Source organism: Glaciecola sp. 1036 (assembly GCF_050306235.1).
GTDB lineage: Bacteria > Pseudomonadota > Gammaproteobacteria > Enterobacterales > Alteromonadaceae > Glaciecola.
The window spans coordinates 83,208-103,139 of sequence record NZ_JBLWFH010000006.1 but is presented as its reverse complement, the minus strand read 5'-3'; the positions used below and the strand labels follow the sequence as shown (position 1 = coordinate 103,139).

The 19,932-nt window shown below is 40.6% G+C and carries 14 protein-coding genes; 5 read left to right on the top strand and 9 right to left on the bottom strand.

What is annotated here, in order from left to right; all coding sequences use genetic code 11:
- Positions 1 to 75 precede the first annotated feature (75 nt).
- Genes glgX through malQ form a run of 3 tightly spaced genes read right to left on the bottom strand, consistent with a single transcriptional unit; the run spans position 76 to position 6,544 of the window.
- Positions 76 to 2,166, bottom strand: coding sequence for a glycogen debranching protein GlgX (glgX, locus tag ACNKW3_RS10510; protein ID WP_427399251.1), 2,091 nt, complete (start codon positions 2,164 to 2,166; stop codon positions 76 to 78).
- A 4-nt stretch (positions 2,167 to 2,170) separates the two neighbouring features.
- On the bottom strand, positions 2,171 to 4,333 hold the full coding sequence (gene glgB, locus ACNKW3_RS10505; protein ID WP_427399250.1) for a 1,4-alpha-glucan branching protein GlgB: 2,163 nt from the start codon (positions 4,331 to 4,333) through the stop codon (positions 2,171 to 2,173).
- An 18-nt stretch (positions 4,334 to 4,351) separates the two neighbouring features.
- Complete coding sequence (gene malQ / locus ACNKW3_RS10500) at positions 4,352 to 6,544, bottom strand: 4-alpha-glucanotransferase (protein ID WP_427399249.1); 2,193 nt, start codon at positions 6,542 to 6,544, stop codon at positions 4,352 to 4,354.
- 227 nt (positions 6,545 to 6,771) lie between these two features.
- Here malQ and gap point away from each other — a divergent pair, with 227 nt between their 5' ends.
- Positions 6,772 to 7,767: a type I glyceraldehyde-3-phosphate dehydrogenase gene (gap, locus tag ACNKW3_RS10495; RefSeq protein ID WP_427399248.1), complete on the top strand. Its 996-nt coding sequence runs from the start codon at positions 6,772 to 6,774 to the stop codon at positions 7,765 to 7,767.
- A 48-nt stretch (positions 7,768 to 7,815) separates the two neighbouring features.
- Positions 7,816 to 8,703, top strand: coding sequence for a D-hexose-6-phosphate mutarotase (locus ACNKW3_RS10490; RefSeq protein WP_427399247.1), 888 nt, complete (start codon positions 7,816 to 7,818; stop codon positions 8,701 to 8,703).
- A 44-nt stretch (positions 8,704 to 8,747) separates the two neighbouring features.
- Here ACNKW3_RS10490 and ACNKW3_RS10485 read toward each other — a convergent pair whose 3' ends face one another.
- From ACNKW3_RS10485 to zwf, 5 genes are read right to left on the bottom strand one after another with little or no spacing between them, the layout of a single operon-like run.
- On the bottom strand, positions 8,748 to 9,380 hold the full coding sequence (locus tag ACNKW3_RS10485; protein ID WP_427399246.1) for a bifunctional 4-hydroxy-2-oxoglutarate aldolase/2-dehydro-3-deoxy-phosphogluconate aldolase: 633 nt from the start codon (positions 9,378 to 9,380) through the stop codon (positions 8,748 to 8,750).
- Positions 9,380 to 10,342, bottom strand: a complete 963-nt coding sequence (gene glk, locus ACNKW3_RS10480) for a glucokinase (RefSeq protein WP_427399245.1) — start codon at positions 10,340 to 10,342, stop codon at positions 9,380 to 9,382. Before glk ends, ACNKW3_RS10485 begins: the two co-directional genes overlap by 1 nt.
- Positions 10,343 to 10,359: 17 nt before the next feature.
- Positions 10,360 to 12,180 (bottom strand): phosphogluconate dehydratase, encoded by a 1,821-nt coding sequence (gene edd / locus ACNKW3_RS10475; RefSeq protein WP_427399244.1) that lies wholly within the window; start codon positions 12,178 to 12,180, stop codon positions 10,360 to 10,362.
- Between the two features lie 2 nt (positions 12,181 to 12,182).
- Entirely contained in the window at positions 12,183 to 12,875 is a 693-nt protein-coding gene (gene pgl / locus ACNKW3_RS10470) for a 6-phosphogluconolactonase (protein WP_427399243.1), read from the bottom strand.
- Positions 12,876 to 12,877: 2 nt separating this feature from the next.
- Complete coding sequence (gene zwf, locus ACNKW3_RS10465) at positions 12,878 to 14,371, bottom strand: glucose-6-phosphate dehydrogenase (RefSeq protein WP_427399242.1); 1,494 nt, start codon at positions 14,369 to 14,371, stop codon at positions 12,878 to 12,880.
- Between the two features lie 344 nt (positions 14,372 to 14,715).
- Between zwf and ACNKW3_RS10460 the strand changes: the two genes are divergently transcribed.
- Positions 14,716 to 15,570: a MurR/RpiR family transcriptional regulator gene (locus ACNKW3_RS10460; RefSeq protein WP_427399241.1), complete on the top strand. Its 855-nt coding sequence runs from the start codon at positions 14,716 to 14,718 to the stop codon at positions 15,568 to 15,570.
- A gap of 20 nt (positions 15,571 to 15,590) precedes the next feature.
- Positions 15,591 to 17,030, top strand: coding sequence for a pyruvate kinase (gene pyk / locus ACNKW3_RS10455; RefSeq protein ID WP_427399240.1), 1,440 nt, complete (start codon positions 15,591 to 15,593; stop codon positions 17,028 to 17,030).
- Between the two features lie 54 nt (positions 17,031 to 17,084).
- Here pyk and ACNKW3_RS10450 read toward each other — a convergent pair whose 3' ends face one another.
- Complete coding sequence (locus ACNKW3_RS10450) at positions 17,085 to 17,636, bottom strand: NAD(P)H nitroreductase (protein WP_427399239.1); 552 nt, start codon at positions 17,634 to 17,636, stop codon at positions 17,085 to 17,087.
- Positions 17,637 to 18,039: 403 nt separating this feature from the next.
- Between ACNKW3_RS10450 and sppA the strand changes: the two genes are divergently transcribed.
- The gene (gene sppA / locus ACNKW3_RS10445) at positions 18,040 to 19,905 is read left to right on the top strand and encodes a signal peptide peptidase SppA (RefSeq protein WP_427399238.1); all 1,866 of its coding nucleotides are present in this window, start codon (positions 18,040 to 18,042) and stop codon (positions 19,903 to 19,905) included.
- Positions 19,906 to 19,932 lie beyond the last annotated feature (27 nt).

The following is a 19,932-nucleotide window of genomic DNA, read 5'->3' as shown; positions in this document are numbered from 1 at the left end:
AAGTAAACGTCTTTATCTGAACATTACAGTATAAAAACGTTTATCTCTTAGATATTTGTATTCTCGAAAACCTGTTTAAGAGTTCAGTTTTAACAATAATTTGAAACTGCGGGCAGGCATTTCAAAGCTACTACTTATGCTTTGATTTTGCATTTCATTCAGGTGCTCTTTACTGGTATCTAATACGCATGACCAGTTTTTACTCTCTTGCAAAGGCGGTAAACTATATTCCTTGGCAGTAACAGCACTATTGAAACAAAATAACCATTCTTGCTTGTCGACCGATGCATTACCGACCAGATGAAGAGCAAAACAATGGTGTTCATGGTTTACCCAATCAATATCTGTTTTATGACTACCATCTCTTCGATACCAGTCTGCGAATTTCACATTAATATTGTTGGCAAATTGATCATCATCAAAATGCATTATTTGTAGCAAGGGATATTGTTTCCTCAACGCGATTACGTATCTACAGTAGTCAAGAAACGCATGTTCTCTTGGCTTTAGATCCCAATGCAGATAATTCATGCTGTTATCTTGGCAGTAAGCGTTATTATTTCCACGCTGCGTCTTACTTAATTCATCGCCACCTAAAAGATGAACGCTGCCCTGACTCAACACCAGAGTGGCGAATAGATTACGCTTTTGTTGAAATCGGACATCCAATATTGCTTTATCGTCGGTATCTCCTTCAATACCATAATTGGCTGATAAATTATGGTTATGTCCGTCTCTATTATTTTCTAAGTTAGCATCATTATGTTTATGCTCATAAGACACCAAATCATGCAAGGTAAAACCATCATGATAAGTCACATTATTGATACTGGCCAACATTGGACGTTTGGTTTTTTTGAATATATCTCGGCTTCCCATCAAGCGAGTCGCAAAGTCTCCTTTTAGTCCCTTGTCCCCTCGCCAAAAGCCTCTGACAGTGTCTCTAAACTTATCATTTACTTCATGCCAAGTCGCAGGGAATTGCCCTAACTGATAACCGCCAGGGCCAATATCCCAAGGTTCAGCTATCAACATGACTTTATTTAGTAAAGGATCTTGTTGGATGATTTTGAAAAAGGTAGCGTTGTTACGAAAATCAAACACTTCTCTTCCAAGCGTCGCAGCTAAGTCAAACCTAAATCCAGCAACTCCCATGGTATTGACCCAATATCGCATGGCATCAATAATCAAATTCATCATGTAGGTATCAGACACTTTAATTGTATTACCGCAACCACTGTAATTATCAAAACTTGGGGTATCTGATTCATCCTGATGCTCAATCAAATAAGCATGATCACAACAAAGCCCCTTGAAGCTTAAAACAGGGCCATCTGCACCAGCTTCGGCTGTATGGTTAAATACCACGTCTAATATGACTTCTATGCCTGCTTGTTTGAAACTGGAAATCATTTCATAACATTCTTTGACAGCATCCTTTATGGCATATCTGGGTTCTGGCGCAAAAAAGTTAATCGGGTTGTATCCCCAATAGTTAGTCAGCTTTTTATTAAACAAAAAAGGTTCAGGCATAAAAGCCATAATCGGCAAAAACTGGATAGTGGTCACACCCATTTGTTGCAAGTGTTTAATTATTGCGGGATGACAAGCGCCTAGATAGGTACCTCTTAAGTCTTCTGGTACTTCTGGATGTAACTTTGAAAGCCCTTTCACATGGGCTTCATAAACAACGCGTTGACTGTAGATGGACTGACTGCTTGGTTCGGGAACTGAACAAGTCACAGGCTTTGCATTTATCTTTAAGGGATCAATAATGATGGCTTTAGGCACCATTTGACTGCTGTCGCCTTCATATAAACTAGGCTCCCAATGCAGTGGTCTATTTAATTGCTTAGCATAGGGGTCTATTAAGAGCTTTTCTTTGCTGCAACCGATATTATGTTTATGTGGCTTTGGTGTAACTCTAATACCGTAGAGATCACCCTCTTTAACATTGGTAATTTCACCAAACCACTTAGATTGAATACGTTGAGTTAAGGCAACTTGGGCAATTTCATTTTCGTCAGGATCAAATAAACAAATAAACACCTGTGCCGCATCTGGACAGTAAATAGAAAAATTACAACCTCTGGCTGTAAGGGTAGCACCCAGCGGATGGAGATGTCCTTTAACAAGCTGATGCTGCGTCGACGTCTGCTTTTGCATATTGTTAATCCAAAGTAAACATCACCGTCGCTAGAGGCGGAATGTCAATTTCAATACTAAATGGTTGTTCTTGCCATGGATTATCAATGCTGTGGACCTGCTGTTGAACGGGATAACTACTACCACCAAATTCAGAACGATCTGAATTGAAAACCAGACTATACCGGCCTTTTTCAGGAACCCCAAAGCGCATGTATTGTCGAGGCACCGGCGTAAAGTTACAAATCACCACTACTGGCACTTTGCCGGAGTTATCAAAGCGTAAGAAAGCAATTATGGCTTGTTCGGAATTATGCAAATCTAACCACCTAAAACCTCTATGTTCATGATCTAACTGGTGAAGTGCGCCCAATTGACGATAGACCTGATTAAGAGCCTTAAACATCGATTGAACGCCTTGATGATTATGATCTTGAAGTGTTGCCCAATCTAATTGACCATCGTGATTCCATTCTTGGAATTGCGCTATTTCACAGCCCATAAAATGCAATTTTTTACCTGGATGTGCAAACATAAAACTAAAATAAGCACGCAAGTTAGCAAATTTTTGCCAAGGATCCCCAGGCATCTTTTGCAACATACTGCCCTTTCCATGAACTACTTCGTCGTGAGAAATGGGCAATACAAAATTTTCATCATAGGCATACACCATACTGAAGGTGAGATCTGAATGGTGATACGAACGGTAAGCTGGATCTTTTGAAATATAAGTTAAAGTGTCATGCATCCAGCCCATATTCCATTTAAACCCAAACCCTAAGCCGCCTTGAGATACTGGTCGAGACACGCCAGGATAAGAAGTAGATTCTTCCGCTATGGTCATTGCATTAGGAAATTTTTTGTAGACTTCAGTATTCATCCATTGCAATAAACTAATGGCTTCATAATTATGATTTCCGCCATCAACATTTGGGATCCACTCGTTTTCCTTGCGGGAATAGTCCAAATATAACATAGAAGCAACGGCGTCTACGCGGATCCCATCAATATGAAATTTATCAAACCAGTACAAGGCATTGGCAACTAAAAACTGACGTACGGATTGTTTGCCGAAATCATATATGCAGGAATTCCAGTCTGGATGCCAACCTTTTCTTGGATCTTCATATTCATAAACGTGTGAACCATCGAATTTTGCTAATCCATGATCATCTTCAGGAAAATGTGCTGGAACCCAATCTATGATGACACCTATGCCAGCTTTATGACATTGATCGACAAAAAATTTAAAATCGTCAGGTTCGCCAAAACGACTAGTGGGGGCAAATAAACCAACCGGTTGATAACCCCAAGAACCGTCAAATGGATATTCAGATACTGGCATAACTTCGATATGGGTATACCCCATTTCGGAGACATACCCAATCAAATCGGAAGCAAGGTCTCTATAGCTTAGATAGCGACGTTCAGGATCCCAGGGGCGCTTCCATGATCCCAAATGCACCTCGTAAACACTCATAGGAGAATGATAATGGTCGACACCCGTTCTAGTCTGCCATTCTTGGTCTTGCCACTGATAATCTTCGTGATCATAAACCACTGATACATGGGATGGATATTGATGATGGTAAAAACCAAGAGGATCCATTTTATCTGGGAGTTCATTGTTATTCGCATCTTTAAGCGCGAATTTATATTCATCCCCTGCTCTAACGCCTGGCACAAACAAGACCCAAAAACCCATATTGGTTTTTTGCATTTGATGGGTAGTTTTGTCCCAGTAATTAAAATTACCGATCACAGAAACTGAACTTGCATTAGGTGCAAATACTGCAAACCTTACACCTTTGACACCTGAATCAGACGTAATTAATTGAGCACCCGCTTGTCGATACAAGTTGTCGGGTAAATGGTCAATAAAATGCACCGCGTGATAAGCTTCATCCTTAAATTGATATGGGTCTATAAAGCTAAATTCACCATTATCACTAGTTGCCTCTATACGGTAAGGGAAGTGAAAACTGTTAAGGGCACAAATTCCCTCGAAAATACCATTTCCCTTTGCATCCAAGGTTAAAAAAGATTTTCCTTTGGTATTGGATAAGCTAATTTTTGTTGCCGAAGGCACAAAAACGCGGATAGTCACTTGGTCCATTTCAATATGATGTCCTAGTACACTAAAAGGATTATCACAGCGTCTTTCACTCAGTTTTTGTGCTATATGCATTAATACTCCAACAAATCTTTATTTACTTGCTTGTCTACGCTTTTGGGTCAATTCGCTTGCAAGATGCTGAATCTCTGGTTGAGAAAAAATATCTTCGAGATTTTTTGATAATTTTCTACGCCAATTCGGATACTCGTTAAAGGTGCCCGGTATATTGACAGGCTTATCCATTTGTAACCAATCTTCTAACTGTAAACTAAGCAGCGCGCTAGAGCCAGATGCCATGTGGGTTTGCATACCAAAATTTAATTCTTTAGTCATTCCCACATAATTTACATCGCGACTAATATAATCAGGGATACTACCGTGACCATGTAAACTGTCCAGTATTTGTTGTTTCATTTCGTGACGATCATCATACAATTCTGCCAGCACTTCGTCGTCCGGATACACACCAACTTCTTTTCCCAAAACAAAATCATCGCAATGCCAAAAGCCGCTAAGTGTTGGCATATCATGGGTGGTTAAAGTCGCCATGGACTGTACTGGATAATGCGACGGTGAATAGAAACCACCATCTTCCGCCTGTTCAAAGAAGAATACTCGGTAAGAATACACGCCGTTAGCGGCTAATTTATCACGAATTGCATCAGGTACTGTGCCTAAATCCTCTCCTATTACCAAGGCCTTATTGCGTTGGCTTTCTAAGGCCAAAATTGCTAATAAATCGTCTACTGGATAATTAACATATACCCCTTTATCTGCAGTGTCACTATTATGTACCCACCATAAACGTAATAATGCCATTACATGGTCAATGCGTAATGCGCCAGAGGCTTGCATGTTGGCCGAAAACAATTCAATAATTGGCCCATAAGCTTGTTGATAAAGCACATCGGGATCCATGGGGGGAAGGCCCCACTTTTGTCCCAACGGACCAAGAATATCAGGTGGTGCGCCAACACTTACTTGAGTACAGTATAAATCTTTATTACCCCATATCTCAGCGCTTCCATCGCTAACACCTACCGCGAGATCTCTATACAAACCAACTAACATACCCGCATCTTCTGCAACTTTACTGGCCAAACAAAATTGTTCAAACGCTTGCCATTGCAAAAACTTGTAAAATAACACCTGATGTTCAGCTTTTTTAGCAAATCGTTTTACCGCGCTAGACTGAGCATTTTTAAGGTTTTCAGGAAACACTGGCCAGCCCCAATGCGGTTTACCTTGTTGTTTCAAATCCATCTGTAAGGCTTCAAAAACGGCGAGGTTATGTAAGCTATCACCACCTTCTTGAACAAACTTATCAAACGCCTTTTTATATTTAGTGTTTTTAACTAAATACTTTTGGGAGAAACAATCAAACACACATTCTAAGGCTGGTAGCTTTGCCTCAGCAACGCCAGCATAGTCGACAAATTCCGTTGCGCGTAGATGAGATAATTTAGCGCTATAGTCATTTTGCTGCATGAAATCATGCACTTTGACATCGTCAAAGCCAGGCACCTTCTCAACATCTATATATAAATAATTCAACCAACGCCGAGAACTGGGGCCGTATGGACTGCAAGCGTCAGGATTGGCAGGATATAGCGCGTGAATAGGGTTTAAACCGATAAAATCGGCGCCTCTTTCAGCACTTTCTTTTACCAGCGTAATTAAATCAGAAAAGTCCCCAATTCCCCAATTGCGTTGACTTTTCAAACAGTATAATTGGACACTTAGGCCCCATAACTTTCGCCCTTTTTTGATTTCAGGGGGAATATAACAAGTTGCAGGGGCAAGAATGAGCTTTGATTCGGTAAGCTTTTTACGGCCCAAATGAAGTTCAAGTTGGTGATATCCCAATGGCAAGATTTGCTCTATTGAAACTAAATATTGCTGATATTCAATGCCGTCTATTTCAGTGGTTGCTACCAGCTCATGATCAACGGGCACAAATTTCACATTCAGCTTGTCGTTTTTTTCGGTGATAATTTTAAAATTGTGCGCTTTCGCTGCGTTATCAATGGAAACTCGTACAGAAAAGCTTAAAAGCTTTTCTTTTCTTAACACATAGACAGGATTTAGCTGTGTTAACCATTCAGTTTCTGCTTCAGCTATCAGTTGAGCTGAAATACTTTCAGGTGTTGTCAGGTCGTATCCCATAGCTTGCAGAATTCTTAATTGATTCTCGCGTGCAATTTTGGCGGGTTTTCCCCAAGCGTCTACAAATTCGGAGCCAAGGCCTTTATGTTCCACCAATTTTTGCAAATAGTCGGTCATTTGTTATTCCTAACTTAAATGGTTATATCATTCGTCATTTACAATTTTGTAACGCTGCATTATTCACCAAGACCGCCAAATTCCCAATTGAATACGTTTGCAATTAACATGACATTATCAATTTTGTAATTTAACAACAATTTTAATCTATGTTTTGCATTTCAGTTAATAATTGTGCATAATTTTCGTAATTAATTTTCACAATATAATACAAGTGAGGAGCCACAATGGCAATTAAAGTAGGCATTAACGGATTTGGACGCATTGGACGCTTGGTGCTTCGCGCCGCGACCGAACGTAATGACATCGAAGTAGTCGCAATTAATGACTTATTAGACGTAGATTATATTGCATATATGTTAAAGTACGATTCGACTCACGGTCCATTTAACGGTAGTGTTGAAGTTGTAGACGGTAATCTCGTAGTCAACGGTAAAACTGTTCGTGTGACAAGCGAGCGAGACCCTGCAGCACTTGCTTGGGACAGTGTTGGTGTAAAAGTAGTTGTGGAATCAACTGGGTTGTTTTTAACCGAAGAAACGGCTAACAAACACTTAGAAGCTGGCGCAGAGAAAGTGGTTATGTCAGCGCCATCTAAAGATCACACGCCAATGTTCGTAATGGGTGTTAACCACGACGAATATGCCGGTCAAGCAATAGTTTCTAATGCTTCATGTACCACTAACTGTCTTGCGCCTCTAGCTAAGGTCATTCATGATAATTTCGGCATTAAAGACGGCTTAATGACGACTGTTCATGCGACCACTGCTACTCAAAAAACGGTTGATGGACCTTCTCACAAAGATTGGAGAGGCGGTCGTGGTGCCCTTCAGAACATCATCCCTTCATCTACTGGAGCCGCTAAAGCAGTAGGAAAAGTTATCCCCTCTTTACAAGGTAAATTAACTGGCATGGCGTTTCGAGTACCTACAGCCGATGTATCAGTTGTAGATTTAACAGTAAATCTTGAAAAACCTGCATCTTATGAAGAAATTTGCAGCACCATCAAACAAGCGTCAGAAACTAGTCTAGCGGGCATTTTGGCCTACACAGAAGATCAAGTTGTTTCCCAAGACTTTATTGGTGACAAGCGCTCTTCAATTTTTGATGCTGGCGCAGGTATTGCGTTAACTGACACTTTCGTAAAACTAGTTTCTTGGTATGATAATGAAATGGGATATTCGAATCGAGTCTTAGACTTGATTGCTCATATCAGCGAGTAATTCTTAATTTTGGAAAAAACGGCTGATTAGCCGTTTTTTTATGCGCTTATGAAAAACACAACAACAAGTATCAAACAGGCAACAGGTAAATACGGGGACGTTATCGTTGTCGAAAACGAACAATGTATAGCGGTAGTCTCGTTATTTGGCGGTCACTTATTGTCTTTTACTCCAAAGTCCTCAGGTAAAGATCTGCTATGGCTAAGCGAGCAAGCGATTTTTGATCAAGCGACACCGATTAGAGGTGGAGTGCCTGTTTGTTGGCCTTGGTTTGCCAATATGCACGAAGATTCATCAGCGCCTGCGCACGGATTCGTAAGAAACCAACATTGGCAAGTCGTTGAAGTGTCAGAAAATAAACAAGAGAATAAAATTGTTTCTTCTATCTTAGTGCTGTCCCCCAAAGATACTGCTAACAAGTATTTGCCCGAAGGCGTAAACTTAACTCTTAGCTTTACATTTTCTGACAGCTGCGACATTTTATTGTGCACAAAAAACCATAGTGATCAGACTATCGAGTTAACCCAAGCTCTGCATACTTATTTTCACGTCGACAATGTTGAGGACGTTATAATACACGGGATTACGAGCAACTATTTCGATAAACCTACAGGTGAATATGAGGTTACTACTAGTTCACCCTACATGATTAAGGGAGAAGTTGATCGTATACATACCGCTGAAACTGACGTCTCAGGCGAACAGCAAGTGGTTATTGAGACAAAAGCACTTGGCAACCGACAAATTAAGCAAAAAGGCCATGACAGTTTAGTAGTATGGAATCCAGGCTTAGACAGAGCATCCTCAATGAAAGACATATCTACTCAAGGATTTATACAAATGCTTTGTGTTGAAGCTGCTAATACAACGCCAGTGAAGTTAGCAGTTGGTGAAACAACAAGCTTGTCACAAAGCTTCTCAACACAAACGATATAAAAAAAGGGCTATCGCCCTTTTTCTACAGTTAAATAGTAAAGACTTTATATATTCACTGCTTCTTGCGCTAGTTTAGTCAATATGTGCCATTCTTTGTTTTCAATGGCTTCAGACGGCGCAACCCAAGATCCGCCTACACATTTAACATTTTTCAGTGCAAGGTACTCTTTGTAGTTATCGGGCCCAATTCCACCGGTAGGACAAAAAACAGTATTCGGGAAAGGTCCGCCAATAGATTTAAGTGTCTTTACACCGCCGGCAGCTTCTGCAGGGAAGAATTTCAAATGGTCATAGCCAGCGTCATTAGCTTTCATCAAATCTGAAATATTTGAGATTCCAGGAATTAGCGGGATACTTCCCTCTCTGCCCGCTTGCAATAAGTCAGCAGTCAACCCTGGGCTAATCGCGAATTTGGCGCCAACATCGGTGACGGCTTTTAGTTGGTCACGATTTGTGACAGTACCAGCTCCGATAAATGCTTCTGGAATTTCCTTCGCTATTAATTCAATAATGTCCATTGCAGCGGCTGTACGAAGTGTAACTTCTAGCACATTAATGCCACCTTTCATCAGGGCTTCTGCAATCGGTAATGCATCATCAAGATTATCGATTACCAGCACTGGGACCACAGGGCCTTGGCTAAAAATATCTGCTGAGCTGTGTTTCCAGTTATTCATTATTTTGTACTCTGTGATTGTTGTTGTGTTAAATAAGCTAACGCACCTAAAAGACCGTGGTCAGGTTCGTCGATGATAAAGGTCGGAATGTCTTTAACGTAATGGTTAAACATTCCTTTATTTTCAAAATAAGCTCTAAATTCGCTATTCAAGAAGAATTTACCCAGCTTGCCAATAATACCGCCACCTACAAATACGCCACCTGTAGTGCATAAATTCAGGGCAAGATTGCCCGCAAATGCGCCCATAATGCGACAAAACTGTTGTAAGGTTTGATAAGCTGTTTCATCAGCATTATTTAAAGCTGCAGTGGTAATATCAGCGGGGTCGGTAAACACAGGTTTTATGCCTTTATGGCCACAAAACGCGTTGTAAATATTGACGATTCCTCGTCCTGACATGACTTCTTCAGCAGAAGCTCTACCATGTAAACTTTTTAAGTAATGCCAAATAATGATGTCATTTTCATCATTTGGCGAAAAATCCACATGTCCGCCTTCGCCATCTAGGGTTTGCCACCCTGTTGAGGTATAAGTAAGGTGTTCTACACCTAACCCTGTCCCCGGACCGAAAACGGCGATATTTCCTTTGTCTATAGCAGTACCCTGACCCACTTGAATCACTTGGTCATCTTTAAGCCAAGGTAAAGAGAAGGCAACTGCGGTGAAGTCATTAATAACATACATTTCAGACAAGCCTAAAGAAGCTTGCAATGTCGTCTTAGAAAAGACCCAGCTATGATTGGTCATTTTCACCACGTCATGATTCACTGGGCAAGCTATAGCAATACACCCAGCTGAAAACTTAACGACGTTGACATCCTGTTTAAACTGATTAATGGCCTCTTCAATGGTAGAGAAGTCATTACAAAGATATTTTTTAACCGATGTAATGTCGCCGGATTCAACCAAGGCTAATCGTATATTCGTGCCACCAACATCTGCGATAAAGTTATGTTCCACTGCATCCACCTACGCGTTTACTCTTGACCGATGAATAATGAACAAGCACCTTCTTCAGCACCTGTCATGGTTGAGCGCATACCAGCAAATAGTTCACGGCCCATACCTTTGTGACTTTCTGACAAATCTACGTTAGCTTGTTCTCTAACTGCTAATTCTTGCTCACTCACGTGTAAGGTAATTTCATTTGTCTCGGTATTAATCTCAATTAAATCGCCATTTTGAACTTTTCCGATCAATCCACCTTTAACAGCTTCTGGAGTCAAATGAATAGCGGCTGGCACTTTACCAGACGCGCCAGACATTCGGCCGTCAGTAACCAAAGCTACCTTGTAGCCTCTATCTTGAAGTACACCTAAAGGCGGCGTAAGCCTATGCAACTCAGGCATACCTATGGCAGCAGGTCCTTGGAACCTCACCACCACAATGCAGTCTTTATTCAAATCACCGGACTTAAATGCATCATCTAAAGCGTATTGATTTTCAAACACCACAGCTGGCGCTTTGATATGACAAACAGGTTGCTTTAATGCAGAAGTTTTTATTACAGCTCTACCAAGATTCCCCGAAAGTACCGATAAGCCACCGTCGGGTTTAAATGGCGTGTCAATATCAGAAAATACATTGGTATCAAAACTTTCTTGTGGGCCATCTTCCCAAAAAAGCTCACCATCTTTTAATTTAGGCTCTTTTGTATACTGCTCTAGACCTTTTCCACAAATAGTGGTGACATCATTGTGCAACAAGCCTTTATCCAATAATTTCTTGAATAATAACGACATGCCGCCAGCAGCGGTAAAATGATTAATATCCGCAGAACCATTTGGGTAAATACGAGTAATTAGTGGCGTTGCACTTGATATATCAGAAAAATCATCCCAATTGACTATTAAACCAGCCGCTCTAGCGACAGCGACAAGGTGCATAGTGTGATTGGTAGAACCACCCGTGGCTAATAGAGCCACTATGCCATTAACCATGGCTTTAGCATCAACGATATGACCGATAGGCGTATAATTAGTGCCTAAATCCGTCAAGCGCGTCACTTGCTTGGCAGCAGCTTTGGTCAATGCATCCCGTAGCTCAGTACCTGGATTAACGAAAGAAGCGCCCGGTAAGTGCAGTCCCATCATCTCGACTACTAGCTGATTACTATTGGCTGTCCCGTAAAAAGTACAGGTACCAGCAGAATGATAAGATTGTGACTCGGCTTCTAACAAGGCATCACGACCTACTTTACCTTCAGCAAAGGCTTGACGCACGCGCGCTTTTTCTTTATTTGGTAGACCTGAAGGCATGGGACCAGCGGGTACAAAAACTGTAGGTAGATGTCCAAAGCTTAAGCTTCCTAGCAACAATCCGGGGACGATCTTATCGCAAATGCCCAACATCAAAGCCCCGTCAAACATATTATGGCTAAGTCCAATGGCTGTACCCATTGCAATATTGTCGCGGCTCATCAAAGACAATTCCATGCCTGGATTACCTTGAGTAACACCATCACACATGGCAGGAACACCGCCGGCAAATTGTGCTACGCTACCCACTTCTGCTACCGCGTCTTTAAGCACTTGGGGGTAACTTTCATAAGGCTGATGTGCGCTTAGCATATCGTTATATGAAGAGATAATAGCTATATTGGCTTTTATCATACTGCGTAAATCAGACTTTTCTTGCTTGCCACATGCAGCAAAACCATGCGCTAGGTTTCCGCAGGATAGCTCACCTCGGTGAGGTCCATCTATTCGTGCTTTCTCAATCTTTTTTAGGTAAGCAGCGCGAGTGTGTGTGCTACGCTCAATGATACGTTGAGTAACTTCTTGGATAATGGAATTCATATCTAGGGGGCCCACATTAAATGTAAATCAGCATTTTCTGCCACCGCCAAGATAGGTTTTTCCATTGGCGTGGCATTTTTCAATGCATCGGTAAGTACGGCTCTTTTTTCATCACCAGTAATGTGTAAATAAATAGAATTCGCACTAATAATACTGGCAAGTGTCAACGACATTCTTTGATGTGGCGCTGTTGTTGGTTGGGTTGCGATGACTGCATTGTTATTGGATAAATCCAAGCCTTCGGCTAACTCTTTACTGCAAGGAAATAGACTCGCGGTATGCCCATCAGCGCCCATTCCCAAGATGATGATATCAATAGGTAACACAGAAGATAACCTTTGATTAATCTCATTTACTGCATCTACTGCATTTTCAGCATTGGTTTTTATCGACACATAATTAGCTTGAGAAGCTGCCCATTGTAAGAGGTTTTGTTTCACCAATGTTTGATTACTGGCATCAGAACTGTCATCTACCCAGCGTTCATCAACCAGTAAAACAGTCACTTTTGACCAATCCAGTGTTTCATCTTTTGACAATATTTGAAACAGGGGTTTAGGTGTTGAACCTCCGCTTACTGCGATAGAAGCGCGCCCATTAGTGGCAATTGCAGCTTTAAGTTTAGCTACAATTTCGCTGGCAAATTCACTGTTTAACGTATTTGCGTTATTAAAAGTATGTTCTATCAACGGCATCTTTATTTCTTTTTCTTTAATTTAGCTTCATACCATGTACGGCCTTCTCTAGCGAGAAGTCCAATAGAGGAAACAGGTCCCCACGTACCGGCTTGATAAGGCTCAGGATCTTCATTTTCTTTTGCCCAAGCGTCTATAATAGAATCTACCCATTGCCATGCATGTTCAACTTCATCACGACGTACAAATAACGCCTGATTACCTATCATTACTTCTAACAACAGCTTTTCATAGGCATCGGCAATTCTTTCATCAGCGAATTCTTCAGAAAAACTCAAATCCAGTTTTGATTTTTGCAGATTCATGGAGCCAGAACTTGTTAGTCCCGGTACTTTATTCATAACCGTTATTTCAACACCTTCTTCAGGTTGCAAACGGATCACCAATTTATTCGCTGGCAGATTTTGGAAACTATCACCAAACAAATTATGCGGCTGACGCTTAAAGTTGATAACAATTTCACTGTATTTAGTCGGAAGTCGTTTACCCGTTCTTAAATAAAACGGCACACCGGCCCAACGCCAGTTATCAATATCGACTTTAATGGCGACAAAGGTTTCTGTTTTACTTTTCTGGTTAGCATCTGGCTCATCTAAATACCCAGGTACTTCTTTACCTGCTACAAAGCCCGAAATGTATTGGCCCCTGACAGTTTTTTCAGAAATATTTGATGTATTGATAGGACGAAGTGCCTTTAGTACTTTTAACTTTTCATCTCGAATGCTATCAGCATCCAAAGTCGCAGGCGGTTCCATTGCAACAAGTGAAAGAATCTGAAGTAAATGGTTTTGCACCATGTCACGCATTTGCCCTGCATCGTCAAAATAGCCCCAACGACCTTCTATACCAACAGATTCTGCAACACTTATTTGTATGTGGTCGATACAATTATGATCCCAGTTGGTAGCAAAAATAGAGTTTGCAAAACGCAAAGCAATCAAATTTAAAACCGTTTCTTTACCAAGGTAGTGATCGATACGGTAGATTTGTTTTTCTTTAAAAAATTCAGCTACTTGATCATTAATTACTTTAGAAGAATCTAAGTCATGGCCAATGGGCTTTTCAAGCACAACACGCACGCTATCATCAATCAAACTAGCGCTATCCATGCCTTTGCAGATGTCACCAAAGATTGAGGGAGGAGTCGCGAAATAACACACCATAACTCTTGATGCGTCGACATGTTCACCAAGTTTCTTATAATCACTCGGTTTTTTCATATCAATTTGTTCATAATCTAAGCGTTTGCTAAATTTTGACCAAGTTTCTTCGCACAAGGGTTCGCCAGAGAACTTTTCGATGTTCTCTTTTACTATTTCTACATATTGCTTTTGAGTGTGTTTTTGTCTTGCCACACCGTGAATCTTGGTGCCTTCATGCAGAAAGCCAGCTTTCTCTAGCTGATATAAAGAAGGTAACAACTTGCGTCTTGCTAAGTCGCCCATAGTACCGAATAAAACAAAATCGATGGGTTCGTATTTGGTTTCGGATGACATTTTTATGCCTCAGAAAATGTGAAAAATTTTGTATGCGTAGTTAACTACAAATGTAGTAAAATTACAAATATTTTATCAATTAGATTGATATAGATTAGTTAACCCTTTGCATGAATACGTTTACAAGAACAGCTAGAAATAAGCTAATAAAACTCTTTACTTATTGTTTTTTAAGAATTAATGAAGGTTCTATTAAATTATCAGAATAGCCAATAAAATTGCTTCTACTGAAGGCTCTACTAAAATTTTTTTTGTATAAAAGTTACAACTATAATGACAAACATCTAAACAAACAGTAATATTGCTTCAAAATCTAACCAAATTCTGTAGATAGCGACCATAATATGAATATTTTAGAAAAAATTTCGCTAGATATGGCTGAGTTCAGTAAGTCTGAAAAGAAAGTCGCTGAAGTTATTCTCGCCAATCCTCAAGTAGCTATACATTCAAGTATTGCAGCGCTAGCAAAGATGTCGAATGTAAGCGAACCTACGGTCAATCGATTTTGCCGCCGATTAGACACTAAGGGATATCCCGACTTTAAATTGCACTTAGCACAAAGTTTAGCTAACGGAACTCCCTACGTGAACCGACACGTAGATGAATTTGATGGCCCATCCGAATACACCAATAAGATTTTTGAATCAACCATGGCGGCATTGGAAGTAGCCCGACAATCGGTGGATATAGCGATGGTTAATCGCGTGGTTGACTTACTCACCCAAGCTAAAAAGATATCTTTTTTTGGCTTAGGTGCTTCTGCTTCAGTTTGCCACGACGCTGTAAACAAGTTTTTTAGATTTAATGTTCCTGTCGTGCACTTTGATGACATTTTGATGCAACGTATGAGCTGTATGAATAGCCGAGAGGGTGAAGTTGTTATTTTTATCTCTCATACCGGACGCACAAAAAGCCTAGTAGATGTGGCTAATATCGCTCGCGAAAACGACGCCACTGTTATAGGCATAACTACAGAAGGCAGTCCGTTGTCAAAAGCTTGTAATTATGTTCTGTCACTATCAGTACCAGAAGATACAGATTTATACATGCCAATGGCGTCGAGAATAGCCCAACTGACTCTTATTGATGTTTTAGCAACGGGCTTTACTTTGCGTAGAGGAAATAAGTTTAGAGAAAATCTAAAACGTGTAAAAGATACCTTGCGAAACTCTCGCTTCAATCGCCAAGAAAATAACTAACAGATTATTGAGAACAGAATATGACTCGTCGAACTAAGATACTTGCTACATTAGGTCCTGCTACTGACACACCTGAAATGATTGAAGGCATTTTAAAAGCTGGCGCTAATGTCGTCAGAATGAACTTTTCGCACGGACAAGCTGAAGATCATATAGAACGTGCCCAACGTGTAAGAAATGCGGCTAAGAAACTAGGGATTTATGTTGCAATATTAGGCGATTTGCAAGGTCCTAAAATTCGTGTTTCTAGATTTAAAAACGGTCCTGTTAAACTAGCCATAGGTCAAGCCTTTATTCTAGACGCAGAATTGGGTAAAGAAGACGGTGACGAAACAGCTGTTGGCATCGATTATAAGGCCTTGCCTGATGATGTAGAGAGTGGCGATATATTGTTACTCGATGACGGCCGAATTCAATTAAAAGTGACGCATGTAGAGGGCAGAAAAGTTCACACCGAAGTCACTGTAGGTGGGAAGCTTAGTAATAATAAAGGAATAAATCGCCAAGGTGGCGGATTATCTGCCGCTGCACTGACTGATAAAGACAAAGAAGATATTAAAACTGCAGCAAAAATGGAAGTGGATTACTTAGCGGTTTCCTTCCCTCGTTCAGGCGCTGATTTAGACTACGCAAGAAAGTTAGCTGTAGAAGCAGGTTGTCACGCTAAAATCTGCGCTAAAGTTGAACGAGCAGAAACAGTTGCTAGCGATGAAGCCATAGATGACATTATTTTCGCTTCCGATGCAGTTATGGTCGCCCGAGGTGACTTAGGGGTGGAAATTGGCGATGCTGAATTAGTTGGTGTGCAAAAGAAATTAATTGCTCGTTCACGTCAGCTCAACAAAGTTGTAATTACCGCCACCCAGATGATGGAATCCATGATTTCTAGCCCAATGCCAACTCGTGCGGAAGTAATGGATGTTGCAAATGCTGTTCTTGATGGTACAGATGCTGTTATGTTGTCAGCTGAAACTGCCGCAGGCGAATTTCCAATAGAAACCGTTGCAGCTATGGCAAGAGTGTGTGAAGGCGCTGAAACCCATAGAAGTGTGAGAATTAGTAAACACCGTTTAGAAGATACATTTAATGATGTTAGCGAAGCCATTGCGCTATCAGCTGTTTATGCTGCCAATCACTTACCAGATATTAAAGCCATCGTTGGTTTGACTGAAAGTGGACAAACACCTAAGTTAATGTCCCGAATTACCTCTGCCCTGCCTATTTTTGCTTTATCACGTCATACCAAAACACTTAACAGCATGGCATTGTATCGTGGGGTCATTCCTCTCTATTTTGATTCAACTGTAAGTGCTCCCGGTGAAATGACCAGAGACGTGATGCTGACACTGAAAGAGAGTGGCTTACTTAAACCGGGTGACCAGTTTATATTGACCTATGGGGATAAAATGGAAACCATAGGTGCTACAAACGCTTGCAAAGTTGTAGTGATTGCAGACTAGTAACTCGTCATTAAGAAGGTGTACGAAGCCGCTTAGATTGATTAAGCGGCTTTTTTAATCCCAAAAGCTACAGAATTCATCAATATCTTTGGGCGGCTTAGGTATAGCTTTAATTGGGCTTGTCCCCAAATACAAAAATCCAACTATTTCATCTTCGTCTTTACATTCCAGTGCTTTTTTCACCACATCGTCTTGGGCATAACTACCGGTTCGCCAAATGCCTTGAAACCCCTGTGCAACAGCTGCCAATTGCATAGCATGTAAGACGCAAGCCGTAGATGAGACCTGCTCTGCCCAAGGTACGCTGTCATGTTCTTTGTAGTTACAAATCCCAACAATTACCATAGGTGCCCTAAGAGGTAATTGTAAGGCTCGATCCACTTTGGCAGCATCCACACCATTTTCAATAGCCGCTTGCTCAAAGATTTCTCCGAGTTTATTTAACCCTTCGCCTGTACAGACTATAAAACGCCAAGGAGATAAAGATTTGTGGTCCGGCGCACGTAAACCTGCTTGCAAAATATTGGTAAGAGAGTCGCCCTCGGGAGCTGGTGCTTGAAGCCTTGGTTGAGAGCTTCTATTGAGTAACAGTTTTAATGCATCCATAAAAAATTTCCACCAAATCTATGATTTATGCAATGGACCATAATTCTATCATGTAACCATTAGAACTAAAGTGACTGCGCTTATATACAGATAGCCTAATAATACTCGATTCGTCTTGTAAAATTATATGACGCGTTTAACTAAATCAACTAGTAGAAAACAAAAAAGTAAATTAACTAATCAGCGTATGCGATCTTTATTGATGCTATATGCTGAAAAAGATCATAAATGTATAGCTAAACTTCTTAGCCAATGGATTGAGCGAAAAAGTCCTCCAACCAAGCGTTAAAAGCGTTAAAAAACGTAAAAATCTCAGTATGTAACAACTTTTTACAATTAGGCGCTTTGGTTTATCTTTTGAATTAGATAGTATGAAAGTAATAGAAACTGCAAGGTAACTTAAATGTCAGAAAAAAGTAGCATTACCAAATCGATATTTGTAGGTGCATGGACTGCCCTCAACTTTAGCCGTCGATTGGTTTTAAACATTCTCTTCATCATCATTTTAATCGCAATCATTATTGCCATTAGTTCAGGCGATAGTGACAAAATCACCGTTAATCCTTCTAGTGCATTGGTGTTAGACCTAAATGGCGATTTAGTGGTCCAGAAAAAATATGTTGACCCCGTAGAAACTTTTGTACAAGAAGCAGCAGGTCAACAGCAAGATAACCCTGAAATTCTGGTCCGCGATCTTGTCAAAGTGATTAAAAATGCTAAAGATGACAATCGCATTAAGGTCATGATATTAAGATTACAAGGCCTTGGTGGTGGAGGCTTAGATAAACTTCGTTTAGTTGCCGATGCCATAGAGGATTTTAAAACGTCGGGTAAACCTGTGTATGCAATCAACGATTTTTACAGTCGTAATCAATATTACCTTGCTGCACATGCTGACAATGTTTATGTACACCCAATGGGCGGACTTCTAATGGAAGGTTATGCCTACTACGGGAACTACTTCAAAGACGGGTTAGACAAAATTAAAGCAACTACCCATGTATTTAAAGTGGGTAAATTTAAATCTGCAGTAGAGCCATATACCCGTAATGACATGTCCCCTGAAGCCAAAGAAGCAAATAGCGCATGGTTAAATGAGCTTTGGGATCAATACAAAACTGACGTTGCCGCAGCCCGCGGTTTTTCAGTGGACAATTTTGACGAGACATTCGAGCAAGTGTTAGCGAAGTTCCGTGAAGCAAAGGGTGATTTTGCAGAATATGCGTTAAATAATAAATGGGTAGATGGTTTAAGATCTCGGGAAGAGTTTAGATCCGAAATGACAGCCCTTTTAGGTGAAGGCGAAGACGATAAGCCTTACAATGCGGTTAGCTTTAAAGCTTATTTAGACTTAATCACCCCAGCAATTCCGCTGCCTGATACAAAAGGTGACAAAGTTGCAATCGTGGTTGCTAAAGGTTCAATTCTTGATGGTACTCAAAAGCCAGGAACTATTGGTGGCGATTCAACTGCAGCCTTGCTAAAACAAGCAAGAGAAGACGAAAACGTTAAAGCTGTAGTGCTTCAAGTTGATTCTGGCGGCGGTAGTGCTTTTGCTTCTGAAGTGATTCGTAAAGAAATTGACCTGATTAAAGAATCAGGTAAGCCTGTCATTGCTTCCATGGCAACATATGCTGCATCTGGCGGATATTGGATATCAGTGAGTGCCGATTATATAGTGTCAGAACCTAGCACTATCACTGGTTCAATTGGTATTTTCGGTATGTTCACAACATTCGAAAATTCATTTAACTATATTGGGATTAACTCTGACGGGGTAAGCACCAATGAGTTAAATGGTATAGCTGCTGATAGACCCCTTGCACCTGGTTATGGCGAACTCATTCAAATGAATATTGAGCGAGGATACGACCGCTTTATTACATTAGTTGCCACTGAGCGCAATATGACCAAAGAAGCTGTAGACCAAATTGCTCAAGGTCGAGTCTGGATCGGTACACAAGCACTAGAATTAGGACTTGTTGATGAACTAGGTGACTTAGAGTTTGCGGTAAATAAAGCGGCTGAACTTGCTGGTATCACTGATTTTGAAACCAAGTACATAGAGCCTAAAATGTCAGAAAAAGACATGCTGCTACAGAAATTATTTAAAGCAAGCACTGATGTGTTAGGTGAGAGCAACATAGGCATAACTCTAAGTCCAGTCATGCAAATGGCATTCGATATTGAAAAAGACTTAAAAGAAATGACAAAATTAAATGACCCTATGGCCAGCTATGTGCTTTGTTTAGAATGTAAGATACAATAAATCAAATTCTAGTTAACACCTATAAGG